Origin of the sequence: Microbacterium sp. CCH5-D1 (assembly GCF_001557335.1) — a bacterium.
Taxonomy (GTDB): Bacteria; Actinomycetota; Actinomycetes; order Actinomycetales; family Microbacteriaceae; genus Microbacterium; species Microbacterium oxydans.
In genome coordinates this window covers 1-25388 of the sequence record NZ_LSJW01000072.1, presented here as the reverse complement: position 1 = coordinate 25388, position 25388 = coordinate 1, and the positions used below count along the sequence as shown (strand labels likewise).

Below are 25388 nucleotides of genomic sequence, written 5' to 3'. Positions count from 1 at the left end.
GTGATGCGCGCCGCGATGAGCGACGCGGCGACTGCCGGAGGGCTCCGTTCGGCGGGCTCCTTCACGACCCCGCAGGCGCGGCGTCGGTACTTCCTCGTGCTCGGCATCCTCATCGTCCTCGCCGCAGGTTCCGGTTTCGGTCTGCTCGCGTGGGCGAATCCCATGCCCGTCGGCTCCGCGGGCTTCTGGCGCATCGCTCAGCACCGGGCGACAGACGTGACCGTGATGGCGCTCGTCGCCGTCGCTCAGGCCGTCGCCACGGTGAGCTTCCAGACCGTGACGAACAACCGCATCATCACGCCGTCGATCATGGGCTTCGAGTCGCTGTACCGGGTGGTGCAGACCTCGACCGTGTATCTGTTCGGCGTGGCGGGCATCGTTGCTATCCAGGGCGTGGGGCAGTTCGCGATCCAGGTGGCGATCATGGTCGGCCTCGCGGTGGCGCTCTACGGCTGGCTGCTCTCGGGTCGTTACGGCAACCTGCAGATCATGCTCCTCGTCGGCATCGTGATCGGAGGCGGTCTCGGCGCGATCGCCACCTTCATGCAGCGTCTGCTCACCCCCAGCGAGTTCGACGTGCTCGCCGCGCGTCTGTTCGGCAACGTGTCCAACGCCGATCCCTCGTACCTGCCGCTGGCGATCCCGCTGGTGGTCGCGGCCTCGGGGCTGCTGTGGCTGCGCTCGCGCCGGCTCAACCTGATGGCACTCGGTCCGGATGCCGCGCGCTCACTCGGCGTCGATCATCGGCGCGAGCTGTTCATCGTGCTGTTCCTCGTCGCCGTGCTCATGGCGACCTCGACCGCGTTGGTGGGGCCGATGACCTTCCTCGGCTTCCTGGTCGCGACGCTCGCGTACCAGTTCGCCGATACCCATGATCACCGGCTGATCTTCCCGGTCGCCGTGCTCACGGCCTTCACCATCCTGGCCGGGGCGTATTTCGTGATGAAGAACATCTTCTACGCGCAGGGCATGGTGTCGATCCTGATCGAGCTCGTGGGCGGCATCGTGTTCCTCATCGTCATCCTCAGAAAGGGCAGGCTGTGATCGCACTCGACGGCGTCCGCCGGGACTACAGCAGCGAGGTCGCGATCGGCCCCGTCGACCTCGAGATCCCCGCCGGCGGCATCACCGCTCTCATCGGTCCGAACGGTGCAGGCAAGTCGACTCTGCTCACGATGATCGGGCGTCTCAGCGGGATGGACGCCGGAGCCATCGAGATCGCCGGACTCGATGTGGCCTCCACGAAGTCGAAGGACCTGGCGAAGGTCGTGTCGATCCTGCGCCAGGAGAACCACTTCGTCACGCGCCTCACCGTGCGTCAACTGGTCGGCTTCGGGCGCTTCCCGCATTCGAAGGGTCGGCTGAACCGCGCGGATGAGGAGATCATCAGTCGAGCCATCGACTTCCTCGACCTCGGCGCGCTGGAGGGCAGGTATCTCGACGAGCTCTCCGGTGGGCAGCGCCAGCGCGCCTACGTCGCGATGGTCCTCGCGCAGGACACCGAGTTCGTGCTCCTGGACGAGCCGCTCAACAACCTCGACATGCGGCATGCGGTGCAGATGATGAAGCACCTGCGACGCGCGTCGGAGGAGCTCGGACGCACGATCGTCATCGTGCTGCACGACATCAACTTCGCGAGCCACTACGCCGACCACATCTGCGCCATGAAGGATGGAGCCGTCGTGGAGTTCGGGGCGCCGGCCGCGATCATGACGGACGACGTCCTCACACGGGTCTTCGACACTCCCGTGCGCGTTGTCGACGGTCCGTCAGGGCCGCTCGCCGTCTACTACTGAACTGTGCCGCTGCTGAACTGTGCCGCTACTGAACTGTGCCGCGTTCCCACGGGCGAGGGGATCGAGGTCAGAGCTCGATGCCGTGGTCCTCGTCGTTGACGCCGGCGTTGTTGCCGCGCCGCGATTCGTACCCGAGGAACCAGCCCAGCCACACGATCGCGGCGAGCAGCACACCGAGCCAGACGTTCTGGAAGATCAGCCCGATCACGACGCCGACGATCAGAAGGCCGACGGTGACGAGGATGCGCAGCATGGAACGGGACATGGCACCAGCATAGGTGCCGGTGTCAGCGGCGGCGATGGTCCTCCGGTGCGAGGCGAGGACCCCGTCGCGGTTCCTGCACACCGCTGGCGTGGATGAGGCGCACGACGCGTTGCCGCTGCCCGGACCAGGGGGAGAGGAGTTCGATCATCCCGTCGTCATCGGTGCGAGTGCCGGTCAGGGCGTAGCCGACCTGGTGGGCGAGGTGGTAGTCGCCGACGCTCACCGCGTCGGGGTCGCCGAGCGAGCGGATGCGGGTCTCCGCCGATGTCCACACCCCCACGCCGGGAAGGCTCGTGAGCACCCGATCGCGATCAGCCCCCGTGGAGGCCGTGCGTACGGCGCGGGCGATGCGGTCTCCGCGTTCAGCCGCACGCACGATGGTGCGAGACTGCGGTGGCTCGACTCCGGCTCTGTGCCAGGCCCAGGAAGGGATCCGGTGCCACTGCTCCGGTGCTGGCGCGGTGAACATCGGGCGCGGCGTCGGTCCCGGCGCGCGCGTTCCGAAGCGGCTGACCAGCCAGCGCCACGCGCCGAAGGCCTGCATGCCGGTCACCTTCTGCTCGATGATCGCGCACGCGAGCGCGTCGAACACCTCGTCGGTGCGGGTCAGGCGCAGTCCCGGATGCCGCCGCGCGGAATCGGCGATGAGGGGGTGATGCGACGCGTCGAAGTCCCCGGCGTCGTCGTGCGCCCCGCACAGGGCGGGGACGAGCTCGAGGGCCGGACCCGATCCGGGGCCCCACGCCGTCGCGCGCACCTCGCCGCCGATCATTCGCAGCGCCAGGGTGGCCGGTCCGAGCGGCGTGCGCATCGCCCGCCAGATGACCGGCCCGTCGATGACCATCGTCGGGTCGTTGCCACCGCGTCGGAGCATACCCACGGTGCTGCGCAGATCGAGCTCGTGCGGCGGTCGGTAGACCGTCTCTCGAGGGGCCTCCGAGCGAGCGGCTCCTGCCTCAGCGGGGTCGGCCGTCAGAGTCATGCGCCCACCCTACGCTCCGGTCCTGACACCGGAGTCCTGGGTGCTCAGAACCGGTCGGGCGAGGGCGTGCCGTGACCGTAGCGGATCACGACGTCGGCGTGCCGATCGAAGCGGTAGCCGATTCCGCGCACGGTGCGCACGATGTCCTCGTAGCGACCCAGCTTCGCCCGGAGGCGGCGCACGTGCACGTCGATCGTGCGCTCGCCCGGCGTCTCGTCGTCCTGTGCCTGCCAGAGCGCTGACACCAGTTCGCTGCGCTCGATCGTGCGTCCCTCGCGCAGCACCAGGTACTGCAGCAGCTCGAACTCCTTGTAAGTGAAAGCAGCGGACTCGCCGTCGATCAGCACACGCTTGCGGGAGATGTCGACCGTGACGCCGCTCTCCTCGTCGGTGGTCTCCTCCTCGGCGGCGGCCTTGGTGCGGGCGATCGCGCCCGGCTCCTGCAGTGCGAGGCGCACGACGTCGAGGTCGCGCCCTCCCGAACCGTGGGGCGCGAGGGCGACGGTGGCGTGGGTCTCGGCTCCCGGCGCGAGCTCGGCGAGCGTGCGACGCAGGGCATCGACGAGCAGGGGGAGGCTGACTCCAGCCTCTGCGGCCTTGATCTCGTCCAGGCCCACGTAGAGGGCGAAGCCACGGGGTGAGCGCACGGCGGGGAGGTCGGCTCCGGCAGGAGAGAGCGGCGCGGCGGTCTCGGGCTGCGTGCGGACGGCGGCGGTGGTGGCGGGACGCTCGAGAAGTGCGGTGTTCGACATGATGATGAAGTCCTCAGGACGTGAGCCCGGACCGAAAGGGGCTCTGATGCGTTGCATGAATGACCGGCGGAGCCGGGAATCGAGCAAAGGGTGGATGCTCGGTGACACTGACCTCGCAGATGGCGAGGGGTTCAGGTCAGGCGGGGTGGCTGTTCGTTCAGCGACACATTCGGCAACACATGCCAACGCGACCGGGCATCATCATCCCGGCAGTCCTGTTCGCCTCCTGGGCGGACGAGGGGCTTGCGTTGGTAGTCATGGGGGGATTATGTCCGATCGTGACGTCTCATGTCAAAACGCCCGGGCGTCCCTGACGGGCGTAACGTGGTTCCAATGACGATCTCGCGCACCGTCGGCGGCTTCATCCTGACCGACGAGAAGGACGCCTCGCGTTACACGCTCATGCGTGACGGCAAGCTCGTGAGCGTGCTCGACTACCGTGACGACGGCCACACGATCGCCCTCACCCGAGCCTTCACGATCCCGACTTTCCGCGGGAACGGCTATGCGGGGAAGGTCGTCGAGGGTGCGGTGGCCGACATCGAGGAGCGCGGCGATCGCAAGGTCGATGCCGTGTGCTGGTACGTGGCCGACTGGTTCGCCGCCCACCCGGAGCGCGCCGGCCTGCTGCGTACTCGCTGACTCTCCGACCGTATGACGAACTGTTACGCCGCGCCCCTGCGAGGATGACGTCATGAAACTCGCCGAGGCCCTCACCGCACGCGCCGACCTGCAGCGCCGGATCGAGCAGCTGCGGGCGCGCATCGTCGCGAACGCCCGCTACCAGGAGGGCGAGGAACCGGCGGAGGATGCCGCCGCCCTGATCGTCGAGGTCGACGCGGCGTTGACGCAACTGCGCGACCTCATCCGCCGCATCAACGCCACCAACGCGCGACTGCATCTGGGTGCGGACGGCACCATGACCGACGCGCTGGCTTCCCGCGACGTGCTCCGTCTTCGGCACTCCGTGCTGACGGATGCGGCAGCCGCCGCTTCGGGGGCCAACGACCAGTTCCTCCGCCAGATGCGTTCGGAGCTGCGTCAGGTCTCCGCACTCCCCGTCTCACAGCTGCGCTCGCGCGCCGACGCCGTCGCGCAGGAGTTGCGTGAGCTCGACAACAGGATCCAGCAGGCGAACTGGTCGAACGATCTCGAGGAGGAGAGCGGGAGTCGGTAGTCACGACGAAGCGGGCACAACCCTCAGCCGGCGGGGCAAGCCGGCACCTGTCGGGCGGAGGGCAGCCCTGATCTCGCATCGCGCAGCCCTGCACTCCGCACAGGTGAAGGTGCACAACGCATCTCGCATCACCGCGTGCCGACCGTCGTGGCGAGGGTGGGTCAGGGGACCTTCCGCTCCCTCCTCCGCGCCGGGTGCGGGCCGCGCACGGCACGCCTCGGACGGAATGTCGGAGGGGGTTCGTACCGTGTGAGTATGCGGATCCTGCACACCTCGGACTGGCACATCGGCCGGACGTTCCATGGCAATTCGACCATGGACGCTCTCGCCGAGGTGCTCGAGGCGCTCACCGCGCAGGTTCGCGACAATGCGGTCGACGTGGTCGTCGTCGCGGGAGACGTCTTCGATTCCGCCACCCCGTCCGGCGCGGCATACACGCTGCTGGGCGATGCGCTGGTGGCGCTGCACGAGACGGGCGCCCGCGTCATCGTCACGAGCGGCAACCACGACTCCGCCGCACGACTCGGGTTCCAGGCGCGCCTTCTCCGCGAGGGCATCCACGTGCTCACAGACCCCCTCGCGGTGGGTGTGCCGGTGACCATCGCCGATGACCACGGACCGGTGCATTTCTACGGCATCCCCTACCTCGAGCCGGCCATCGTGCGTCAGCACTGGCCCGAGGGCGATGCATCCGGGCGTCAGCTGCGCACGCAGGCGCAGACCATGGCGCATGCGATGGACCTGGTCCGCGCCGGCATGGACCAGCACGGAGGCCGAGCGGTGGCGATCGCGCACTGCTTCGCCGCGGGTGTCGACGCGACCGCCGGGCTCGAGCGCGAGGTGCGACAGGGCGGTCTCGACGTCGTGCCGCTGAGCGTGTTCGACGGACCCGACTACGTGGCGCTCGGCCATATCCACGGACGCCAGCAGCTCAGCGACCGCGTGCGCTACGCGGGCGCGCCTCTGCACTACAGCTTCGGAGAGCAGCACAAGCCCCGTGGTTGCTGGCTCGTCGACATCGACGCCGAAGGACTCGCCGGCGTGGAGTGGATGGAACTGCCGGTGCCTCGGCGGCTCGTCACCCTCACCGGCCCGCTCGACGAGATCCTGTCCACCGAGTTGGTCGCGCAGCACGCGGATGACTGGGTCTGCGCCGTCTACACCGATGCGGTGCCGCAGCGCGAGCCCATGCGGCGTCTTCGCGAGAGCTTCCCGTACTGCGCCATGGTGCAGCACCAGCCGGAGGTGACCGCCGAGGTCGACGAGCGCTCCTATGTGCAGCGGCTGCGCACCGCTGTCACCGATGCCGACCGCATCGATGCCTTCCTCGAGCACGTGCGGGCCGGGCACGGACCCACAGAGGCCGAGAGCGAGCTGATCCGCGCGGTGCTCGACGAGCGGGTGCGTGCCGAGGCGCTCGTCTAGATGCGTCTTCATCGTCTGGTGGTCGAAGGCTTCGGCCCGTTCCGGTCGCGACAGACCGTTGACTTCGACGCCTTCGCCGACGACGGCATCTTCCTGATCGCCGGACGGACCGGGGCGGGCAAGTCGAGCATCCTCGATGCGGTGTGCTTCGGCCTGTACGGCGGGGTGCCTCGATACGAGGGCGGCGAGAAACGCCTCCGAAGCGATCACTGCGAGCCTGACGATCCCTCAGAGGTGGTCGTCGAGTTCAGCACGCCGGCCGGTCGATACCGCGTCACGCGCTCGCCCGAGTACCTGCGCCCGGCCAAGCGCGGTGGTGGCATGACCAAGCAGGCGGCCGCCGTGTCGCTCGACGAGTGGACGGACAGTGGATGGATCGGCCGTGCCGCGCGGGCGGTCGACGTCGCCGGCGAGCTCGATGAGATCCTTCAGCTCAGTCGGGAGCAGTTCCTGCAGGTGATCCTGCTCGCACAGAACCGGTTCTCGGAGTTTCTGCTCGCGGGCAGCCGCGATCGCCAGGCACTGCTGCGGCGGCTGTTCGGAACGCAACGATTCGAAGACGTGCAGGCGCGGTTCGACGATCGTCGCCGTGCGGCCGAACAAGTGCTCGGCAGTCGTCTCGCCGCCGTCGAGGCGCGTATCGACGAGGCCGAGAACCTCGTGGTCGCCGGCGGGCTGTCGGGAGACGGCGATGACACCGTGGCGGAGACGTCGCAGGCTCCCGCGTCGATCGACGAGCGGCTGGAGGCCCTCCGGCGGGCGAAGGCTCGCGCCGACTACCGTGCGGAGCGTCGTGCCTCCGATCGCGCCGATGCCGAGCAGCAGTCGACCGCTGCCGACGCCGAACTCGCCATCGCCCGAGAGGAACGACGCGCGCAGCAGGAACGCGATCGAGCCAGATCCGCCCTCGAACGCCTCGATGCCGAGGCGCCGTCGATCGAGCACGCCCGTGCCGAGCTCGCCGCGTCGCGCGCCGCCGAGTCGCTTCGTCCGATGATCGCCGCCGCTGCGCGAGCGGCTGGAGCGCTCGAGGCTGCCGGCCTGGAGGAGCAGAACGCCCGCGTGACCGGGCAGGCGATGGGGCTTCCCGACGACGACGACCTCGAGGCGTGGGCGCAGGAGCGCACCAGGGAGATCGGCGCCTGGCAGCGGGCGCGGGAACTCGAAGAGAGCGCACCGGCTCTGAACGCCGAGGTGCGCGCCGCCGAGGAGGCGGTCGCGGTCGCCACCGCACGCATCCAGGCCGCCGATGCGAAGCGGGCCGCGCTCCCGGAAGAGGTCACCGCACTCAACGCATCGCGCGACGCGGCGCGGAGCCTGGCAGATCGGGTGGAGGACAGACGGGCGGCACAGGAGACCGCAGACGCACGTCGCGTGGCGGCGCGGGAGGCGGAGAGGCTGCGGACAGCGGAGCTCTCGGTAGACGTCGAGCTCACGCAGGCGACGGCGTTGCATGCGGCGGCTCAGTCCACGCTGGCCGAGCTGCGCCGGCGCCGCACGGACGGCATGGCGGGAGAACTCGCGTCGACGCTCCGACACGAACAGCCCTGTCCGGTCTGCGGCTCGCTCGAGCACCCTGCGCCGGCCACGCACGCCGATCCCGTCTCGCCGGAGGACATCGCCGTCGCGGAAGAAGCGCGCGACTCCGCGGCCCGGCGGGAAGGCGAGCTGGCATCCAGATCCTCTGCGCTCCGCGCCGAACTCGCGGCCGCCACCGCTCGCGCCGACGGGCGCGACGTCGAACGTGCCGAGACCGAGTACGAGGAGGCCGCTGCGGCTCTCGCGGACAGCCGCGCGGCTGTCGAGACGCTGACCGCGCTCGACACGCAGCTCGCGGACCTCGTGACGCGGCTCGAGCATCTCGACACCGAACGAGAAGACGACGCGAGGGCTTTGGCGGAGGCACGCGAACAGCATGCCGTCCTGCGTCAACGTCGCACGGAGGCACAGGAGCTGATCGCCGCGGCGCGGGCTGCATTCCCCACGGTCGCCGAACGGCTGGCGGACAACGAGGCCAAGGTCGCGGCTGCGCGTGCGCTGAGCCAGGCGATCTCCGAGCGCGTGCGCAGGGCCGAGGCCCTCGTCGGCGCCCAGGCACAGCGCGACGCCGGTCTCGCGGACTCCGTGTTCGCTGACGAGGCAGCAGCGGAAGAGGCGCTGCGCCCGCTCTCAGTCCAGGAAGCGCTGGACGCGCGGATCACGCAGCACGCGGTGCAACGGGAGAAGGAGCGGGCCGTGCTGTTCGACCTCGAACTCCGCACCCTGCCGGAAGAGCCCATCGACCTGGCACCGGCCGAACGAGCATCAGCGGAAGCTCGTAGCCTCTGGACCACGGCGGTCGACGAGGCAGCCAAGGCCGCCGGCACCGCGGAACGGCTCGGCGGGCTGATCGATTCTGCCGCGATCGAGCAGGCTCGCAGCGCCGACGAGGCCGCGGAGTTCGAGGTGCTGCAGAACCTCGCGGACACGATCGCGGGCAGGGGCGTCAACACCCGCAAGATGACTTTGGAGACGTTCGTCCTCGCAGCAGAGCTCGAGGAGATCGTCGAGGCGGCCAACCGTCGGCTGCACGAGATGTCCACCGGGCGGTATCAGCTGCGGCACTCCGACGCGCTCGCGGCCCGCGGTGCGGCTTCCGGACTCGGCATCGTGGTGTTCGACGCGTTCACCGGCCAGACCCGACCACCGCAGTCGTTGTCGGGAGGTGAGACCTTCCTCACGTCACTCGCGTTGGCGCTGGGATTGGCCGAGGTCGTGACGGCACGCGCGGGCGGCATCCGCTTGGACACCCTCTTCATCGACGAGGGGTTCGGTTCCCTCGACGGTGACACTCTCGACGTAGCCATGCGCACACTCGATGAGTTGCGTCAGGGCGGCAGGACCGTCGGCGTGATCAGCCATGTCGAGGCCATGCAGGAGCAGATCCCCGCGCAGCTCACGGTGCGAGCGCTGCCCAACGGCCCCAGCGTCATCGACGCCCGCTGACGCTCGCTGATGCGGGCCAGTGCGATCCGCCTGTCGTGCGTCAGACGCCGTATTCGCTGCGGATGACGTCGCGCAGCTGCACGCTGCAGCGGGCGACGGCCTCGCGCCAGTCTGTCAGCGCGCTGTCTTCCGCCTGGTCCGACACCGCACGCAACACGCGGATCGGAACACCGAACTGCTCGGCGACCCAGATGAAGGCGTAGGTCTCCATGTCGACCAGTGCAGCACCGGAGGGGCGGATCACGGCGGTGACCTCGGCGTCCTCGACGAAGTGGTCACCGGTCGCGATCAACACGCCGTCGCGTCCGGTGGAGACGCGTGCAGGCAGTGTGACGTGCTGCCCGCGAACGCCGTCGAGGTCGGTGACGTCGTGCTGGAACGCGCTGCCGACCTCGTGGACGGTCGCCTCGAGGCCGGGCTCGATGGCTCCGGCTGTTCCGACCACCACGATCTCGTCGTAGACCTTGGCATCGAGTGCGCGGGTCAGGCCGTACGTGGCCGGCAGCTTTCCGGCGCCGGTCACGAGTCGGTCGAAGCCGTCGAGCTCCTCCGGGAATGCGGACAGTTCGGAATCGAGGGCAGCGACGAGGAGCTTCACCGGTCCATTCTCTCAGGCCTTCGCTGGCAGGAGCATGCGAACGCCGCGGTGTCACCCGGACGTAACACGCAGGGGCGATACTGGTCGAGGACAAGACGGAGGATGACATGTCGTTGCAGAAGCAGATCTCTGAAGACCTCGGCGTCAGGCCCGAGATCGATCCTGAGGCCGAGACCGATCGTCGGATCGGCTTCCTCGCCGACTACCTGCGTGCCACCGGAGCGAAGGGGTTCGTGCTCGGGATCTCGGGCGGGCAGGACTCCACGTTGGCCGGCCGTCTGGCACAGCTCGCGGTGGAGCGTGTGCGCGCCGAGGGCGGCGAGGCGAAGTTCCTCGCGGTGCGTCTGCCCTATCGGGTTCAGCACGATGCCGAAGACGCGGAAGCCGCGCTGGCGTTCATCGCGCCCGACTCCTCCGTCGAGGTCAACATCCAGAACGGTGTCGACGGAGTGGAGGAGGACATCGAGTTCGCGGTCACGAGCGACATCAGCGACTTCAACCGCGGCAACATCAAAGCTCGCGTCCGCATGGTCACGCAGTATGCGCTCGCCGGTCACGACGGACTGCTGGTGATCGGCACCGACCATGCGGCGGAGGCGGTGACCGGCTTCTACACGAAGTTCGGTGACGGCGCTGCCGACATCCTCCCGTTGTCCGGTCTCAGCAAGCGGCAGGGACGCTCGCTGCTCCAGTTCCTCGACGCTCCGGACCGACTCGCCTTCAAGGTGCCGACGGCCGATCTCTTGGACGGCCAGCCCGGACGCGCCGACGAGGACGAACTCGGCCTCACGTACGAGCAGATCGACGACTTCCTCGAGGGGCGCGAGGTCGATCCTGAGGTCGCCGGTCGCATCGAGGCCAGGTATCTCGCGACGCAGCACAAGCGACACCTCCCGGTGACGCCCGACGACACCTGGTGGCGCTGAACCCGCGCGTCGAGGAGCCGTCCGCTTTCGCCTGTGTCCGATGCCGCGGATAGTGTCGAAGCATCCGACAGAACGGGAGCATCGTGCGGATCGACACTCAGGCGCAACGCGTCATCTGGAGCGCGAGCGACCTCAAGGCGGCCGCCGAGTGCGAGTTCGCGTGGGCCCGGGCGATCGACGCGAAGCTGGGGCGCGTCCCCGCCGTCGAAGAGCCGGAGGATGCGACTCTGAAGCGCGCGGCCGAGCTCGGCGACGTGCACGAGCAGAACGTGCTCGACCGGTACATCCACGATCTCGGTGACGAGAACGTGCACCGCATCGAGAAGGTGTCCTCGGTCGACGCGGAAGCGCTCGCTGCAGCAGTCGACGAGACGGTGGCTGCACTGCGCTCGGATGCGCTCGTCGTGTTCCAGGCGGCTTTCGCGACGGACGAGTTCGTCGGGTTCGCGGACTTCCTGCGCAAAGGCGATGACGGGCGCTGGCGTGTGCAGGACTCGAAGCTCGCCCGCAAAGCCCGTGTGACAGCTCTCATGCAGCTCGCGGCATATGTCGACCAGCTCGACCGCCTGCGGATCCCCCGTTCCGACGAGGTAGACCTGATCCTCGGAGACGGCACGCTCAGCACGCACGCCGTCGACGATCTGCTCCCGTTGTTCCAGGTGCGCAGGGCAAGGTTGCGCGCCCTCATCGCGGATCGCCGCATCGCCGACGGCGCCGCGGGCGCTCCTCTGGCCTGGGGCGACGATCGCGGTGACCTCCAGGTGGTCGCCTGCGGGCGCTGCGCGACCTGCGAGGAGCAGGTGCTCGCACACCGGGACCTGCTGATGGTGGCGCGGATGCGTCCGGTGCAGCGAGCTCGGCTCCGGGCTGCAGGCATCGAGACGATCGACGCCCTGGCCGGCGCGATCGAGGCGCCGACGGGGATGAACGCCGATACGTTCGAGACGCTCCGTGCCCAGGCCCGCCTGCAGCTGCGGGCTGACACCGAGGGTGTGCCGACCTTCGACGTGCACTACGCGCAGGCCATCCACACGCTCCCGCTCCCCAGCCACGGCGACATCTTCTTCGATTTCGAGGGCGACCCGCTGTACACCGAGCCTGCTCCCGACGGCGAGGCGCACTGGGGGATCGACTACCTCTTCGGTTGGGTGGACAACGCCGACCAGTACTCGGCACTGTGGGCGCATACGTTCGCCGAAGAGAAGCGGGCGCTAGAGACGTTCCTCGACTTCGTCAATGCCCGCAGAGCGGCGCATCCGGGAATGCACATCTATCACTATGCCCCGTACGAGACCTCGCATCTCGTGGCCATGGCAGCGCGGCACGGAGTGCGCGAGGGCGAGGTCGATCGGCTGCTCCGTGAAGGGGTGTTCGTCGATCTGTATCCGCTCGTGCTGCGGACGGTCAGGGTGGGCTCTCGGTCGTACTCGATCAAGAAGCTCGAGCCGCTCTACATGGGCGACGACGTCCGGACGAGCGACGTGCAGAAGGGTGACGACTCGATCGTGCAGTACGTCGCGGCCCGCGAGCTCGCCGCGGCCGGGCAGCGGTCCGAAGCAGACGCGGTCCTCGCCGACCTCGCCGACTACAACCGCTACGACTGCGTCTCGACACGGCGCCTGCGCAACTGGCTGATCGACATCGCGAGGGAGAAGGGCGTCACGCCGGCGCCCCCCGACGACGCGGACGAGGTCATCTATGAGCCGTCTCCCCGATCGGTCGCGCTCCTCGCCGATGCGGAGCGCGCCGTGGAGGCAGGCGGCGACGGACAGGTGCACCGCATCGCGGCCGCGGCCATCGACTACTTCCCCCGTGAAGCGAAGAGCTTCTGGGTGTCGCACTTCCAGAGGCTGCGCGAACCGGTCACGATGTGGGACGGCACGCGTGATGTGGTGCGGGTAGACCGTCCGTCGTCATCGGTCGTCCGGGAGTGGAGCATCATCGAGGGGCGGAGAGTGATGTCCAGGGACATCGAGATCCGCGGCGAGGTGTCACCCGGCACCACGCTCGGTCCCGGTGCCCAGCCGTTCGCGCTGTACGAGGTGCCAGCCCCGTTCGACACCGAGGTGCCCTCACGCGCCGTCCACGTACCGCACACGGTCACGATCGCCGAGGTGCTCGACGACGGCTACCTCGTCACAGAAGCGGCTGTGCAGGGACAGACCTGGGATGAGCTGCCGCTTGCGCTCACTCCGGCGGCTCCGCCTCGGGTGGTGTCGCTGCAGGGCGCGATCGACGAGTGGGCCGACGCGGTGCACCTGGCCGCGCCGGGCTTCCCCCAGGATGCGGCCACCGACATCCTGCGCCGACTGCCCCCGCGCACCTTCTCGGGCGGCGCGCTCCCGGAAGCAGGTGATGACACGATCGATGCGATCGTGCGCGGAGTGCTCGACCTCGATCACAGCTACCTCGCCGTGCAGGGCCCTCCGGGGACGGGGAAGACCTACACGGGTTCGCGCGTGATCGCGCGTCTGGTCAACGAGCACGGCTTCAAGGTCGGCGTCGTGGCGCAGTCGCACGCCATCATCGACACGCTTCTCGAGCGGATCGTCGCCGACGGCGTCTCGCCCGCCCAGGTGGCGAAGGCGCCGAAGGATCCCGATGCGGACCCGTCATACACCGTGATCCCGAAGAACGGCATGGCCTCCTTCCTCGCCGAGCACGCCGGTGAGGGCGCGGTCGTGGGCGGTACGGCCTGGGACTTCAGCAACACCCAGCGCGTCGAACGGGCCGGGCTCGATCTCCTCGTGATCGACGAGGCGGGGCAGTTCTCGCTCGCCTCGACGATCGCGGTCGCGGCCGGAGCGAAACGGCTGCTGCTCCTCGGCGACCCGCAGCAGCTCCCGCAGGTGAGCCAGGGCGCCCACCCCGAACCGGTGGACACGTCCGCTCTCGGCTGGGTGATGGACGGCGATCCGGTCGTGCGGCCCGAGTACGGCTACTTCCTCGCTCGGTCGTGGCGGATGCACCCCTTTGTGGCCGCTCCGGTGTCGAAGCTCGCCTACGCGGGACAGCTCGCCTCGGCTCCCGGAACCGAACTCCGGTCGCTCGAGGGTGTCGACGCGGGTCTCCATGTCGTCCCGCTGCGCCACCGCAGAAACGCGACGCAATCGCCCGAGGAAGCGGCAGAGGTCGTCCGCCTGGTCGCCGATCTGGTCGGCCGGGTCTTCACCGACAACGACCCCGAGGCGTCGACGCGACCACTCGCGCAGTCCGACATCATCGTGGTCACGCCCTACAACGCGCAGCGTCAGCTGGTGCTCGACGCGCTCGCCGACGCCGGCTTCCCTGACATCCCTGTCGGCACGGTCGACAACTTCCAGGGCAAGGAGGCAGTGGTCTCCATCACCTCGCTCGCGGCGTCGAGCGGTCGGGATGCGCCGCGCGGTCCGGAGTTCCTGCTGCTCCAGAACCGCCTCAACGTCGCGATCTCCCGGGCACAGGTCGTCGCCTACCTGATCCACTCGCCCGCGCTGCTCGACGACCTGCCGTATACGCCTGAGGGCGTCGCCAGGCTCAGCGCGTTCGCCCGGCTCGTCGGAGCGGCCGAGTGAGCGCCCACACCACCGACCAGATCATGCGCGCCGCGGCAGCGTGGGTGTGGTTTCCCCGCGACAGTGAGCACGAGCGCGAGCATCTGCTCCTCGTGCGGGATCCTGCACGGTTCGGCGGGGGAGTGCGAGGTTCGCAGGTCGACTCCGCGCTGTCGGCCGTCGACGTGGTGGATGGCGCACTGGCGCGGACGAGAGCATGGGGCGCCTCGCAGTTCACGTTCTGGACGAATCCTTCCGACCGGCCCGACGTCGAGGACGAGCTTCGGCGACGCGGGGCAGAGCACATCGATACGGTGGCGGTGTTCGCACGACCCGTCGACGAGGTGGAGGTCGAGGTGCCGTCCGACGTGTCCACCGAGATCGTGCGTACCCTCGATCAGGTACGCGACCTCGACGGCGTCAATGTGCCCGTGTGGCACCAGCAGCCCCTCGATGAGGAGGGTCTCCGGGCCGAACTCGACGAGGTGTCCGCGGCGCTCGAGGCGCAGACCGGGTTCCGTGTGCTCGCGCGCATCGATGGACGCGCCGTCAGCACCGGAGGATGCACGATCGAGGACGGGTTCGTGCGGCTCTGGGGTGCATCCACACTGGAGAGCCACCGCGGTCGCGGCGCCTACCGCGCAGTGCTGGCCGAGAGACTGCGGCAGGGTGCGGCATGGGGAGCGAAGACGGCCCTGGTGAAGGGTCGCGTCTCGACGTCAGCGCCCATCCTCGCCCGTGCGGGCTTCACTCACCACGGAGATGAGCGCGCCTACCGCCTCACCATCTGAGGCGGAAGACGCACCGAAGAGGTCGTACGCTGCCGAGGATTAGACCGTGCCGTAGAGCCGGTCGCCCGCGTCGCCGAGGCCGGGCACGATGTAGCCCTTCTCGTCGAGACGCTCGTCGAGCGCGCCGAGCACGAGGGTCACGTCGCGGTCGCCGGCCATCGCCTCGATCGCGGCGACGCCCTCGGGAGTGCCGAGCAGGCAGATGGCCGTGACATCCTTGGCGCCGCGGTCGAACAGGAACTGGATCGCGGCGGCGAGCGAACCACCGGTCGCCAGCATGGGGTCGATCGCGAAGCACTGGCGGTCGCTCAGGTCGTCGGGCAACCGCTCGGCGTAGGTGGTCGGCTCGAAGGTGGTCTCATCGCGCACCATGCCGAGGAAGCCGACCTCAGCCGTCGGAAGCAGCTTCACGAGGCCTTCGAGCATGCCGAGACCGGCGCGCAGGATCGGCACCACGATGGGGCGGGGCTCCGAGATCTTCACACCCGTCGTGGTGGTCACCGGAGTCGTGATCTCGATCGGGCTGACCTTCACGTTGCGGGTCGCCTCGTACGCGAGCAGTGTCACGAGCTCCTCCGTGAGCTGCCGGAACACCGGTGAGGGCGTGCGCGCGTCGCGCAGCACCGAGAGCTTGTGAGTGATGAGAGGGTGGTCGGCCACGTGAACACGCATGAATACAGGGTAATGCGCCACGCGGTCAGGCACGACATCGGGACTCGGGCCGGGCTCGACGGCTGTCGTAGGCTCGACGCATGACCGCAGCCGACCGACGCGCGATGACGCGTGCCCTCGAGCTCGCCAGCGAAGCGGCCATGGCATCCGAGATCCCGGTCGGAGCGGTGGTCCTCGATCCCGAAGGCCGGATCATCGCCGAGGGACGCAACACTCGCGAGGAGACCCACGACCCGACGGGGCACGCCGAGGTCGAGGCGCTCCGTCGCGCGGCGGCAGCGGTCGGGTCCTGGAATCTCGAGCAGCACACACTCGTGGTGACCCTCGAACCCTGCATCATGTGCGCCGGCGCCGTCCTGCAGGCACGCATCAGTCGTGTGGTGTTCGGAGCATGGGACGACAAGGCCGGTGCTGCCGGATCGATGTACGACGTGCTGCGCGATCGACGGTTGCCCTATCGTGCCGAGGTGGTCGGCGGCGTCGAGGCTGAGGCTGCGACCGCGCTGCTGCGTTCGTTCTTCGAGCAGCGGCGCTGAACGCGGTCCCCGTTCAGTCCGACGACTTCAGCACGAAGACGTCGGTCGAGGGCTCCGGGTCGATCGCGGGGCGGTAGACGTCGGGCTCGATGTAGACGACCCGCGCGACAGGCACGGCCTCCCTGATCCGAGCCTCGATCGCGTCGATGTCGTCGGCGGCCTCCCGCAGCGGCTTGTCCGCGTTGAGGGCGATCTTCGCCGCCACCATCAGCTCGTCCGGGCCGAGGTAGAGGGTCTTCATGTGGATGATCTTCTCGATCTCGTCACCGGCGTTGATCGCATCCACGATGCGGTCGTGGTCGGCCTGGGCGGCGCCCTCGCCGACCAGGAGGCTCTTCGTCTCGACACCCAGCACGATCGCGATCAGCACCAGCAGCACACCGATCATCACGGTGCCGAGTGCGTCGAACATCGGATTGCCGGTGAGCAGCGTGAGGCCGACGCCGAGCAGGGCGAACGTGAGGCCGGTCAGGGCGCCCACGTCCTCCAGCAGCACGACGGGGAGCTCGGGTGCCTTGGAGCGGCGCACGAACGACACCCACGACTGCCCCTTCTCCCGCACGAGGTTGCTCTCCCGCACGGCTGTGCGCAACGAGAACGACTCGAGCCCGATCGCGATGACGAGCACCACGAGCGGGAGCCACCACCACGTCTTGTCGAGCTCATGCGGATTCGTGAGCTTCTCGACGCCCTCGTAGATCGCGAAGAGACCGCCGACCGAGAACAGGATGATCGACACGACGAACGCGTAGACGTAGCGCTCGCGACCGTAGCCGAACGGGTGCGCGCGGTCGGCCTCGCGCCGAGCCTTGCGTCCGCCCAGCATCAGGAGCAGCTGGTTGCCGGAGTCCGCGACGGAGTGGATGGCCTCGGCGAGCATCGAGGCGGAGCCGGAGAGTGCCCAGGCGATGAACTTCGCGAGGGCGATTCCCATGTTCGCCAGGAACGCCGCGACGATGGCCTTGTTGCCTCCGGATGCACTCATGGGACGAGTCTAGAACCGCCCGCCCGGGGATGTCGGAGTGCCCGCCGTAGGATGACGACATGTCTGACTCGCTTCCTTCGCTCGCTTTCCTCGGTGCCGGCTCGATGGGCGGTGCGATCCTCCGCGGAGTGGTCGCCTCGGGTGTCCGCATCGATGGCGGGATCACCGCGACGAACCGCACGGCGGAGAAGGCAGAGGCGTTCGCCGGCCTCGACGAGGTCACCAGCATCGCGCTCGCCGATCGGCCGGAGGGCAACGTCGAGGCGGCTGCCGGTGCGCGGATCGTGCTCGTCGGCGTGAAGCCGGCGATGGTGCCGGACCTGCTCCGCGAGATCGCCCCGCACCTCGCCGCTGATGCGATCGTGGTGAGCGTCGCCGCCGGGGTCACGCTGCAGACCTTCGCCGATGTGCTGGGTTCGGAGGCGAGGGTGATCCGCTCGATGCCGAACACGCCGTCGACGGTGCGCAAGGGAGTGACGGGGCTCGCCGCCGGTGCCGAGGTTCCCGCCGAAGACATCGCCCTCGTCCGTCGTCTGTTCGAGACCGTCGGCGCCGTCGTCGAGGTTCCCGAGTCGCAGATCGACGCGCTGTCCACGATCTCGGGATCGGGACCGGCCTACGTGTACCTGCTGATCGAGGAGCTCACCAAGGCCGCCGTCGGCATGGGCTTCACCGATGCGGATGCGCGGCTCATGGTCGAGCAGACGTTCATCGGGGCGACGGCCCTGCTCGACGCCTCCGGCGAGGCTCCTGCAGAGCTGCGCCGTCGGGTCACGAGCCCGAAGGGGACGACGGAGCGGGCGGTCGACGTACTGCAGGAAGCACGCCTCGATCGCACCTTCGCGGAGGCTGCGGACGCCGCACTCGCGCGTGCCAGGGAGCTCGCCGCCGGAGCCTGAACCATGCGGCTGAGGATCGAGGGACCCATCTGGTACTGGCGCGGGCCCGCGCCTTTCCACTTCGTCACCGTGCCGCCTGCCGAGAGCGAGACGATCCACGAGATCGCCTCTGTCGTGACCTATGGCTGGGGCATGATCCCGGCCAGGGTTTCCGTAGGCACCACCACCGTGGCCACGGCCCTGTGGCCGAAGGACGGCGGCTACATCGTGCCGATCAAGAAGACGCTGCAGGACGGCGAGGGCCTCGGGGTGGACGACGTGATCGAGGTCGTCCTCGACATCGACGCCTGATCCGTCGGGCCTGATGTCGCGGGAGGCCTGGCGCCCGGGGCCTGCGTGTCGCGTGGGATCCGTCCGCGCTCAACTCTCGCTGGACACGTCGGCGAGCACCTCGGGCCAGCGGCGATCCAGCATCTTCCCGCCCAGCACGGTCCCTCCCCAGAGCGCGAGGCCGCCGAACGCGAGTCCGCACGCGAGGCTGATCCAGCCGAGCGTGGGACTCCAGATCGCCGCGATGGCGAACCCGAATGCGGGTGCTCCGAGGACGAGCGTGATGGGTCCGATGATGATCATCGCGAGCAGCGACTGCACCCCGCCGGATGATCCGCGCCCGAAGGGATTGGCTTCCGGAGCGGGCGCACGGCCCGGAAGGAAGCTCCCCACCCAGGCGCCGGCCCCTGCAGCGATCGCCGTGAGACCGAGGGATGCGCCGATGCTGCCGGGGAGCAGATCCGGCCGCCCGGCGAGGAGGCAGGTCGCCACGCACAGGGCGAGCGTCACCGGCACTGCGATCATCCCGAAGCCGAGCAGGCGCCCGGCACGGTCCGCCGCCCCGGACACACCCGTGAGGATGTGCGCCGCGACGGCATCGTTGTCATAGGCGATCGACATCTGCACGATCGTCCCGGCGAGGAGAGCGTTGATCGCCGGGATCAGTGTGATCGCGGGGGCGAAACCGAGGGACGCCTCCTGCAGGCCGTTCATGAGCGCGATGCCGATGAAGATCGCGGGCAGCAGCAGGAGCATCACGATGTTGACGAGCTGCCGCGGGTCGCGGCGGTAGTAGTGCAGAGATCGTGCGGCGATCGCACCCATCGGGTTCGCCGGCAGCAGTCGATCGAGCAGACCGCCGGAGCGCACCCGTCCACCGCCGCTGCTCTGGATGGGGGAGACGAGCCGGGCGGCGAGCAGCCGCTGAGACGCCCACCACAGGACCACGACCGTCGCGAGGGCGATCAGCAATCGCAGCGTCGCGGTGAGCACGTCGCCCTGCGCTGCCGATGCCGACACCCCGAACACGGCGCCGAACGGCGTCCAGGCGGCGATGTCGGCAGCCGAGGCGAAGGCACTCCCGGCGTCCGTCACGGTGGTGAGCGCCCCGATCCCGAGGTTGAGGATGAGGCCGGACGAGGCGGCGAGCAGCACCCCGAGGGTCAGCACCAGGTCGCGGGTGCTGCGTCGGGCCAGCCATCCGGCGAGCAGTCCGCTCACCACGCGGGCACCGAGCACGCAGGTCACGACCGCCACCGGGATCATGATCACCGCGGTGAGCAGTGCGGGAAGGCTCACCGACCAGCCGAGGAGCATCAGCAGCAGGGCGACCGTGGTCCCGATGCCGCCGATGGTCGTGGCTCCGGCGACGACGAAGCCCGGCAACAGGGAGGGGGCGGTCACCGGCAGCAGGGCGAAGCGCTCGGGGGCGAGGGAGTCGTCGGCGCTGACCAGGATGGAGCCGATCCACCATCCGAGGACGAGCACGGACCCGGTGAGCACGATGGCGGTGACAGCGCCCTCCGGTGCGGCGAAGCGCAGAGCGACGAGACCCGCAGCGAGTCCGGCGAGGAGCCCGAGGGCGATCATCCCCGTGATGATCAGGGTGACGATCATCCACGGGTTCCGCGACAGTTGATGCCGCAACTGCCGCCAGCGCAGGCTTACGAGGAGCGCAACCATGCGAGCGTCTCCGTCCCGAGATCGTGCGCCCCGACGAGCGTGAGGAACCGCTGCTGAAGCGAGAGTCCGGCTCGCACCTCGTCGAGCGGACCGTGCGCGAGCAGGCGCCCCTCGGCGACGATGGCCACCCGGTCGCACATCGACTCGACGAGCTCCATCACGTGGCTCGACAGCACCACGGTGCCGCCGCCGTCGACGAACGAGCGCAGGATCTGGCGGATCGTCTCGCCCGAGACGGGATCGACGGCCTCCAGCGGCTCATCCAGGATGAGCAGGCGGGGAGCGTGGATCAGCGCGCAGGCGAGCCCGATCTTCTTGCGCATGCCGGCGGAGTAGTCCACGACGAGGGTGTCTCGCGCCTCTGCGAGCCCCAGCGCCTCGAGCAGGTCACCCGTCCGCGAGACGACGTCGGCCTCTGCCATGCCGCGCAGCAGTCCGGTGTATCGCAGCAGCTCTGCTCCACTGAGACGATCGAGCATGCGGATGCCGTCGGGGAGCACACCCATGCGGGCTTTCGCCTCGGCGGGGTTCTGCCACACGTCGGCGCCCAGCACCCACGCCGTGCCGGCATCGGGGCGGAGCAGTCCGGTGGCCATCGCGAGCGTCGTGGTCTTGCCTGCGCCGTTCGGCCCGAGCAGGCCCAGCATGGATCCGGGCGGCACGTCGAGGGACAGACCGTCGACGGCGACCTTCTGCCCGAACTGCTTGCGAAGCCCGCGAAGGGCGAGGACGGGCGGGGCCGCTGTGGGGTCGGTCATGGCCCCATCCCACCACGGCCGCCGGGCGTCGCGCATCCGCCGCGAGGGGGAGTCGCTCGGAAGGCGGGAGGGAGACGTCAGCGGTCGAGGCCGGCGAACCGCTCGATGTCGCTGTTCGTACCGGACACGATGATCAGGTCGTGGTTGGTCACGATGGTGTTCGCCTCGGCGTAGCGGAACGGCTTGCCCGGGCTCTTCACGCCCACGACGGTCACCTTGTACTTCGAGCGCACGCCGGACTCGTTCAGGCCGACGCCGCGGATGAACTTCGGCGGGTACATCTTGGCGAGCACGAAGTCGTCGTCGAAGCGGATGAAATCGAGCATGCGCCCGGAGACGAGGTGCGCGACGCGCTCGCCGGCCTCGCGCTCGGGGTAGATGACGTGGTTGGCGCCGACGCGCGCCAGGATCTTGCCGTGCGACTGCGAGACCGCCTTGGCCCAGATCTGCGGGACCTTGAGGTCGACGAGGTTCGCCGTGATGAGCACCGAAGCCTCGATGGAGGAGCCGACGGCCACGACGGCCACCTGGAAGTCCTGCGCACCGATCTGCCGCAGGGCGTCGATGTTCTTGGCGTCGGCCTGGACGGTGTGCGTGACGCGGTCGGACCACTTCTGCACGAGCTCGAGGTTGTCGTCGATCGCGAGCACCTCGCGGTCGAGGCGGTCGAGCTCACCGGCGCAGGCGGCACCGAACCGGCCGAGGCCGATGACGAGGACGGGAGCGTCGCCCCGGAGGACTTCAACCAACGATCGGCCTTTCCACGGGCAGTGAGTAGTACTGCGTTCGCGATGTCGCGGCGACCGCCGCGGCGAGAGTCACTGTACCAACGCGGCCCATGAAGATCGTCGCGGCCATGACGTAGGAGGCGGAATCCGGCAGCTCGCCGGTGAGGCCTGTCGAGAGACCGACGGTACCGAACGCGGAGATCACATCGAAGAGCACGTGACTGATGTCGGCCTTGGTGATCTGCGCGATCACGATGGTCGACAGCGCGACGATCGTCGCTCCCCACGCGACGACGCTGAGGGCGACGCGCTGCACGTCGCTGGGGATGCGGCGACCGAAGGCTTCGACGGACTGGCGTCCCTTGGCCTCGGACCAGACGGCGATGGCGAGGACGGCGAGGGTGGTCACCTTGATCCCGCCCGCGGTCGAGGCGGAGCCGCCGCCGACGAACATGAGCATGCTCGCCGCGAGCAGGGACGAGCCGTTCAGGTCGTCCATCTCGATCACGTTGAAGCCGCCGGAGCGTGTCATCGCCGACAGGAAGAAGGCTTGGAACGTGGTGTCGGTGGCATCCATCGAGCCGAAGGTCTTCGGGTTGTTGAACTCGAGGATCACGAAGACGGCCGCACCCAGGATGAAGAGCAGGACGGTGGTGACGATGGTGAGCTTGGAGTGCAGGGACCAGCGCTTCACATGCCAGACATGCTTGGCGAGGGTATAGATGACCGGGAAGCCGATGCTGCCGAGGAAGACGCCGACCATCAGGAGCGAGAGCACCAGGTAGTCGTCGGCGAAGACGGCGACGCCGCCGTCGTTCGGCGCGAATCCGGTGTTCGTGAACGCCATCGCCGCGAAGTAGGGCGCCTCCCAGAGCGCCGCGATCGGGTCGACCTTGGCCATCACGAGAGCGGGGTAGAGGAGGATCGCGAGCGACGCCTCGATGATCAGCGCCGAGACGGCGACCGTGGTGAGTAGCTGGCCGACCTCGCCGAGTCGCACGGTCTGGCTCTCGTTGACGACACCGCCGTGCGCGCGCATCGGGTTCGTGTCGCCTGCCGCCATCAGCTTGGCTCGCAGACCGAGACGCTTCGAGATCAGCATTCCCATGAGCGATGCGAGGGTCAGCACCCCCAGCGCGCCGATGTTCACGCCGAGGAAGATCAGCACGTGTCCGAAGGGCGACCAGTAGTTGGCCATGTCGACGGTGGCGAGTCCCGTCACGCAGATGGTGGAGACGGCGGTGAACAGCGCATCGCTGAGGGGGGTGACCCTGCCGGACGCGGAGGCGATGGGCAGGGAGAGCAGCACCGTGAAGACGAGGATCAGCAGAGCGAAGATCACGATCGCGAAGCGCGACGGCGATGACGTCACGAGGTGCTTGACCCAGCCGGCTGCGCTCTTCAGGCTCTCGCGCGGGGACGACGCCGAAACGATGCCCGACATCGCTGCCCCCTGTGTGTCGTCGCACGCCCTGCCTCGGGCGGCGGCACGGCGCCTGTCGCCGAGCCTTCGTCATGGTACTCCGTGCCGGGGACGACTACCCTGAACTCATGACGGACATCTTCGACGTGATCGCAGACGGTACGAGGCGAGACATCCTCCAGCTCCTGCTGCGGCGCACGACCGAAGGAGAGGCCGGCACCAGCGTCAGCCAGATCGTCGCCGATCTGGGTATCAGCCAGCCCACCGTGTCGAAGCACCTCAAGGTGCTCCGCGATGCCGAACTCGTCACCGTGCGCGAGGACGGACAGCGTCGCTTCTACAGCCTCGCGGTCGAGCCGCTCGAGGTCGTCGACGACTGGCTGGTGCCGTTCCTGGTGGATGCCTTCGGAGATGGTGCGCCCGACATCGCATACCCGGGTGCCTCGCTTCCCGACAGCGCCGCCCACGCGGCCGAGGTCGTCGGACGCGCGGCGGCATCCGCGAAGCATGTGGTCGCGTCGGCCCTCAAGCGCCTCGGCGCCTGACGTTCGGGCGATCCCCGCAACGACTCTCCCCTGACGACACGGGGGGCTTGCCGTCAGGGGAGAGGTGCGGGTCCCCACACCCGGGGGGCGGACTCGGCGGTGCCGCACGAGACCTGCGATGACTCTGCCAGTCGCGATTGAGCGAAGCCCGCAGAATGCCTATGCGCCGGCTGGGCGCCTCTCAGAGTCCCGCGATGCCTCACTGATCACACGGGTCACAGAGGTTTACACGTGTCCCAGCTACCACATAGAGTGTGCACATCGAGAAAGGGGTACGTGGGATGCCCGAGGTTCCTGACGTCCGATTCCTCACGGTTGCTGAGGTCGCCGAGCTGATGCGCGTGTCCAAGATGACCGTGTACCGGCTGGTTCATGCTGGGGAGCTGCCCGCCGTCCGTTTCGGCCGCAGCTATCGTGTTCCGGAGTCCGCTGTGGCCGATGCGCTGCAGCGACCCATCGCCGACGTCGGTTGACGTCGCAGGCTGTCCCATGCTCGGCCGCCCTCGGGCGGAAGGCGCGTGTGACAGCCCACGCCTTCGGGTTTGCTAGACTGACCCGAGGCATTTTCCGTGCCCGTACCCGGGTGTCCGATTTCGGAGACACCCAGCCACTGACTTAGTGAGGTTTCCGTGGGTTCTGTCATCAAGAAGCGCCGCAAGCGCATGGCGAAGAAGAAGCACCGCAAGCTGCTTCGCAAGACTCGCCACCAGCGTCGCAACAAGAAGTAAGCGACCAGACACGAGCGCCTGTCTTCGGACGGGCGCTTTGTGTCTCCGGCCCCATCTCCGTCCTGCCGAGAGGTTGTCATGAAGTCGATCACCGTCACCGAGCTCGCCGAGCGCACCGGTACCCCGCTCATCGATGTACGGGAAGTGGACGAGTTCGCCGCGGGACACGTCCCCGGCGCCGTCAACATCCCCATGTCGGAGATCGGCAACCGTCTCGAGGAGCTGCCGAGCGAGGCGTTCGACGTCATCTGCCAGGCCGGCGGTCGATCGGCGCGTGTGGTCGAGGCGCTCGAGTCGCGCGGCTACGACGCCACGAACGTCGAGGGCGGGACCGGCGAGTGGATCGCCCAGGGCCGCGCGGTCGAGGTGCCGTCGGCGTGACCACGCTGACTCTGATCGGCAAGCCCGACTGCCACCTGTGCGACGTCGCCTCCGACGTCATCGACGCCGTGGTCGCCGAACTGCCAGACGCCGCAGCCGAGCAGATCGAGATCGTCGAGGCGTCGATCCAGGACGACCCCGCACTGTACGAGCTGTGGTGGGAGAAGATCCCCGTGGTCCTGATCGACGGCGAGCTGCATGCGCACTGGCGCGTGGCACCCGATCGACTGCGTGAGGCGCTCGAGGGCGCTCTCCGTGACGGGGCGGCGAAGACCGGAGTGAAGGAAGCGCTATGACGATCCGCCATGTCGTGACCTGGAAGCTCGCTTCCGAAGATGCTGCCGAGCGCGCGGCGCAGGCTGCGGAAGTCGCCCGCCGCCTCAACGCGCTCGACGGCGTCGTGCCGCAGCTGCTCACCATCTCGGCAGGGGCGAACGTCGCCTACCCGGAGGCGAACTGGGACGTCACGCTCGTCGCGGACTTCGCGTCGGTCGAAGCGATCGACGAGTATCAGGTGCATCCCGCGCACGCCGAGGTCGCCACGTACATC

The 25388-nt window shown here is 68.8% G+C and carries 28 protein-coding genes; 18 read left to right on the top strand and 10 right to left on the bottom strand.

Annotated elements, in window-relative coordinates; all coding sequences use genetic code 11:
* Positions 1-15: 15 nt before the first annotated feature.
* Positions 16-1044, top strand: a complete 1029-nt coding sequence (locus tag AX744_RS04665) for an iron chelate uptake ABC transporter family permease subunit (protein WP_046747428.1) — start codon at positions 16-18, stop codon at positions 1042-1044.
* Positions 1041-1796, top strand: coding sequence for an iron ABC transporter ATP-binding protein (locus AX744_RS04660; RefSeq protein ID WP_046747285.1), 756 nt, complete (start codon positions 1041-1043; stop codon positions 1794-1796). The genes AX744_RS04665 and AX744_RS04660 overlap by 4 nt, the downstream gene beginning before the upstream one ends.
* A gap of 67 nt (positions 1797-1863) precedes the next feature.
* On the opposite strand, the gene AX744_RS04655 is transcribed toward AX744_RS04660, so the two are convergent.
* From AX744_RS04655 to AX744_RS04645, 3 genes are read right to left on the bottom strand one after another with little or no spacing between them, the layout of a single operon-like run.
* Positions 1864-2061: a hypothetical protein gene (locus tag AX744_RS04655; RefSeq protein WP_021198082.1), complete on the bottom strand. Its 198-nt coding sequence runs from the start codon at positions 2059-2061 to the stop codon at positions 1864-1866.
* A 22-nt stretch (positions 2062-2083) separates the two neighbouring features.
* Complete coding sequence (locus AX744_RS04650; RefSeq protein ID WP_061015532.1) at positions 2084-3043, bottom strand: DNA-3-methyladenine glycosylase family protein; 960 nt, start codon at positions 3041-3043, stop codon at positions 2084-2086.
* 44 nt (positions 3044-3087) lie between these two features.
* A complete protein-coding gene (locus tag AX744_RS04645) occupies positions 3088-3795 on the bottom strand; it encodes a winged helix-turn-helix domain-containing protein (protein WP_058630499.1) in 708 nt (235 codons plus the stop codon).
* Positions 3796-4128: 333 nt separating this feature from the next.
* Between AX744_RS04645 and AX744_RS04640 the strand changes: the two genes are divergently transcribed.
* From AX744_RS04640 to AX744_RS04625, 4 genes are all read left to right on the top strand, one after another.
* Positions 4129-4437, top strand: coding sequence for a GNAT family N-acetyltransferase (locus tag AX744_RS04640; protein WP_061015531.1), 309 nt, complete (start codon positions 4129-4131; stop codon positions 4435-4437).
* Positions 4438-4489: 52 nt separating this feature from the next.
* On the top strand, positions 4490-4972 hold the full coding sequence (locus tag AX744_RS04635; protein WP_046747288.1) for a DIP1984 family protein: 483 nt from the start codon (positions 4490-4492) through the stop codon (positions 4970-4972).
* Between the two features lie 255 nt (positions 4973-5227).
* Entirely contained in the window at positions 5228-6397 is a 1170-nt protein-coding gene (locus tag AX744_RS04630; RefSeq protein WP_058630451.1) for an exonuclease SbcCD subunit D, read from the top strand.
* Positions 6398-9382, top strand: a complete 2985-nt coding sequence (locus AX744_RS04625; protein WP_061015530.1) for an AAA family ATPase — start codon at positions 6398-6400, stop codon at positions 9380-9382.
* 40 nt (positions 9383-9422) lie between these two features.
* Here the strand turns inward: AX744_RS04625 and AX744_RS04620 are convergent, their stop codons facing one another.
* Positions 9423-9980: a phosphorylase family protein gene (locus AX744_RS04620; RefSeq protein ID WP_061015529.1), complete on the bottom strand. Its 558-nt coding sequence runs from the start codon at positions 9978-9980 to the stop codon at positions 9423-9425.
* Positions 9981-10087: 107 nt separating this feature from the next.
* Here AX744_RS04620 and nadE point away from each other — a divergent pair, with 107 nt between their 5' ends.
* The 3 genes from nadE to AX744_RS04605 all read left to right on the top strand — a co-directional run bounded on the left by nadE (position 10088) and on the right by AX744_RS04605 (position 15230).
* Complete coding sequence (gene nadE / locus AX744_RS04615; protein WP_061015528.1) at positions 10088-10906, top strand: ammonia-dependent NAD(+) synthetase; 819 nt, start codon at positions 10088-10090, stop codon at positions 10904-10906.
* 83 nt (positions 10907-10989) lie between these two features.
* Positions 10990-14460: a TM0106 family RecB-like putative nuclease gene (locus tag AX744_RS04610; RefSeq protein ID WP_061015527.1), complete on the top strand. Its 3471-nt coding sequence runs from the start codon at positions 10990-10992 to the stop codon at positions 14458-14460.
* Complete coding sequence (locus tag AX744_RS04605; RefSeq protein ID WP_046747294.1) at positions 14457-15230, top strand: hypothetical protein; 774 nt, start codon at positions 14457-14459, stop codon at positions 15228-15230. The genes AX744_RS04610 and AX744_RS04605 overlap by 4 nt, the downstream gene beginning before the upstream one ends.
* A 39-nt stretch (positions 15231-15269) precedes the next feature.
* On the opposite strand, the gene upp is transcribed toward AX744_RS04605, so the two are convergent.
* On the bottom strand, positions 15270-15902 hold the full coding sequence (upp, locus tag AX744_RS04600) for a uracil phosphoribosyltransferase (RefSeq protein WP_021198071.1): 633 nt from the start codon (positions 15900-15902) through the stop codon (positions 15270-15272).
* 80 nt (positions 15903-15982) lie between these two features.
* Between upp and tadA the strand changes: the two genes are divergently transcribed.
* Entirely contained in the window at positions 15983-16438 is a 456-nt protein-coding gene (tadA, locus tag AX744_RS04595; RefSeq protein WP_058630456.1) for a tRNA adenosine(34) deaminase TadA, read from the top strand.
* Positions 16439-16451: 13 nt separating this feature from the next.
* On the opposite strand, the gene AX744_RS04590 is transcribed toward tadA, so the two are convergent.
* Positions 16452-17423 carry a cation diffusion facilitator family transporter gene (locus AX744_RS04590; protein WP_061015526.1) on the bottom strand — a complete coding sequence of 324 codons (972 nt, stop codon included), beginning with the start codon at positions 17421-17423 and terminating at the stop codon, positions 16452-16454.
* 59 nt (positions 17424-17482) lie between these two features.
* Here AX744_RS04590 and proC point away from each other — a divergent pair, with 59 nt between their 5' ends.
* Complete coding sequence (gene proC / locus AX744_RS04585) at positions 17483-18322, top strand: pyrroline-5-carboxylate reductase (RefSeq protein WP_061015525.1); 840 nt, start codon at positions 17483-17485, stop codon at positions 18320-18322.
* Positions 18323-18325: 3 nt separating this feature from the next.
* A complete protein-coding gene (locus AX744_RS04580) occupies positions 18326-18613 on the top strand; it encodes a DUF1905 domain-containing protein (protein ID WP_061015524.1) in 288 nt (95 codons plus the stop codon).
* 69 nt (positions 18614-18682) lie between these two features.
* Here AX744_RS04580 and AX744_RS04575 read toward each other — a convergent pair whose 3' ends face one another.
* The 4 genes from AX744_RS04575 to AX744_RS04560 form a co-directional block, all read right to left on the bottom strand.
* On the bottom strand, positions 18683-20209 hold the full coding sequence (locus tag AX744_RS04575) for a hypothetical protein (protein WP_231728738.1): 1527 nt from the start codon (positions 20207-20209) through the stop codon (positions 18683-18685).
* Positions 20210-20256: 47 nt separating this feature from the next.
* Positions 20257-21033: an ABC transporter ATP-binding protein gene (locus tag AX744_RS04570; protein ID WP_046747300.1), complete on the bottom strand. Its 777-nt coding sequence runs from the start codon at positions 21031-21033 to the stop codon at positions 20257-20259.
* A gap of 77 nt (positions 21034-21110) precedes the next feature.
* Complete coding sequence (locus tag AX744_RS04565; RefSeq protein WP_021198064.1) at positions 21111-21782, bottom strand: potassium channel family protein; 672 nt, start codon at positions 21780-21782, stop codon at positions 21111-21113.
* On the bottom strand, positions 21775-23205 hold the full coding sequence (locus AX744_RS04560) for a TrkH family potassium uptake protein (RefSeq protein WP_046747301.1): 1431 nt from the start codon (positions 23203-23205) through the stop codon (positions 21775-21777). The genes AX744_RS04565 and AX744_RS04560 overlap by 8 nt, the downstream gene beginning before the upstream one ends.
* Before the next feature lie 107 nt (positions 23206-23312).
* Here AX744_RS04560 and AX744_RS04555 point away from each other — a divergent pair, with 107 nt between their 5' ends.
* The 6 genes from AX744_RS04555 to AX744_RS04535 form a co-directional block, all read left to right on the top strand.
* Positions 23313-23729, top strand: coding sequence for an ArsR/SmtB family transcription factor (locus AX744_RS04555; RefSeq protein ID WP_061015566.1), 417 nt, complete (start codon positions 23313-23315; stop codon positions 23727-23729).
* A 281-nt stretch (positions 23730-24010) separates the two neighbouring features.
* The gene (locus AX744_RS04550; RefSeq protein ID WP_017204627.1) at positions 24011-24202 is read left to right on the top strand and encodes a helix-turn-helix domain-containing protein; all 192 of its coding nucleotides are present in this window, start codon (positions 24011-24013) and stop codon (positions 24200-24202) included.
* Between the two features lie 156 nt (positions 24203-24358).
* Positions 24359-24457 (top strand): 30S ribosomal protein bS22, encoded by a 99-nt coding sequence (locus tag AX744_RS19915; protein WP_003792170.1) that lies wholly within the window; start codon positions 24359-24361, stop codon positions 24455-24457.
* A gap of 78 nt (positions 24458-24535) precedes the next feature.
* The gene (locus AX744_RS04545) at positions 24536-24838 is read left to right on the top strand and encodes a rhodanese-like domain-containing protein (RefSeq protein ID WP_058630462.1); all 303 of its coding nucleotides are present in this window, start codon (positions 24536-24538) and stop codon (positions 24836-24838) included.
* Positions 24835-25134, top strand: coding sequence for a glutaredoxin family protein (locus tag AX744_RS04540; RefSeq protein ID WP_046747303.1), 300 nt, complete (start codon positions 24835-24837; stop codon positions 25132-25134). The genes AX744_RS04545 and AX744_RS04540 overlap by 4 nt, the downstream gene beginning before the upstream one ends.
* The coding region (locus AX744_RS04535; protein ID WP_061015522.1) for a Dabb family protein at positions 25131-25388 on the top strand (258 nt) is incomplete at its 3' end. The genes AX744_RS04540 and AX744_RS04535, both read left to right, overlap by 4 nt.

Bases quoted from the DNA above. Each gene is read 5' to 3' on its own strand.
- AX744_RS04630 (WP_058630451.1), top strand. From the start codon at position 5,228: ATGCGGATCCTGCACACCTCGGACTGGCACATCGGCCGGACGTTCCAT.
- nadE (WP_061015528.1), top strand. From the start codon at position 10,088: ATGTCGTTGCAGAAGCAGATCTCTGAAGACCTCGGCGTCAGGCCCGAG.
- AX744_RS04555 (WP_061015566.1), top strand. From the start codon at position 23,313: ATGACGGACATCTTCGACGTGATCGCAGACGGTACGAGGCGAGACATC.
- AX744_RS04580 (WP_061015524.1), top strand. From the start codon at position 18,326: ATGCGGCTGAGGATCGAGGGACCCATCTGGTACTGGCGCGGGCCCGCG.
- AX744_RS04625 (WP_061015530.1), top strand. From the start codon at position 6,398: ATGCGTCTTCATCGTCTGGTGGTCGAAGGCTTCGGCCCGTTCCGGTCG.
- AX744_RS04645 (WP_058630499.1), bottom strand. From the start codon at position 3,795: ATGTCGAACACCGCACTTCTCGAGCGTCCCGCCACCACCGCCGCCGTC.
- AX744_RS04545 (WP_058630462.1), top strand. From the start codon at position 24,536: ATGAAGTCGATCACCGTCACCGAGCTCGCCGAGCGCACCGGTACCCCG.
- AX744_RS04575 (WP_231728738.1), bottom strand. From the start codon at position 20,209: ATGATCGTCACCCTGATCATCACGGGGATGATCGCCCTCGGGCTCCTC.
- AX744_RS04640 (WP_061015531.1), top strand. From the start codon at position 4,129: ATGACGATCTCGCGCACCGTCGGCGGCTTCATCCTGACCGACGAGAAG.
- tadA (WP_058630456.1), top strand. From the start codon at position 15,983: ATGACCGCAGCCGACCGACGCGCGATGACGCGTGCCCTCGAGCTCGCC.
- AX744_RS04560 (WP_046747301.1), bottom strand. From the start codon at position 23,205: ATGTCGGGCATCGTTTCGGCGTCGTCCCCGCGCGAGAGCCTGAAGAGC.
- upp (WP_021198071.1), bottom strand. From the start codon at position 15,902: ATGCGTGTTCACGTGGCCGACCACCCTCTCATCACTCACAAGCTCTCG.
- AX744_RS04635 (WP_046747288.1), top strand. From the start codon at position 4,490: ATGAAACTCGCCGAGGCCCTCACCGCACGCGCCGACCTGCAGCGCCGG.
- proC (WP_061015525.1), top strand. From the start codon at position 17,483: ATGTCTGACTCGCTTCCTTCGCTCGCTTTCCTCGGTGCCGGCTCGATG.
- AX744_RS04570 (WP_046747300.1), bottom strand. From the start codon at position 21,033: ATGACCGACCCCACAGCGGCCCCGCCCGTCCTCGCCCTTCGCGGGCTT.
- AX744_RS04550 (WP_017204627.1), top strand. From the start codon at position 24,011: ATGCCCGAGGTTCCTGACGTCCGATTCCTCACGGTTGCTGAGGTCGCC.
- AX744_RS04650 (WP_061015532.1), bottom strand. From the start codon at position 3,043: ATGACTCTGACGGCCGACCCCGCTGAGGCAGGAGCCGCTCGCTCGGAG.
- AX744_RS04590 (WP_061015526.1), bottom strand. From the start codon at position 17,423: ATGAGTGCATCCGGAGGCAACAAGGCCATCGTCGCGGCGTTCCTGGCG.
- AX744_RS04665 (WP_046747428.1), top strand. From the start codon at position 16: ATGAGCGACGCGGCGACTGCCGGAGGGCTCCGTTCGGCGGGCTCCTTC.
- AX744_RS04655 (WP_021198082.1), bottom strand. From the start codon at position 2,061: ATGTCCCGTTCCATGCTGCGCATCCTCGTCACCGTCGGCCTTCTGATC.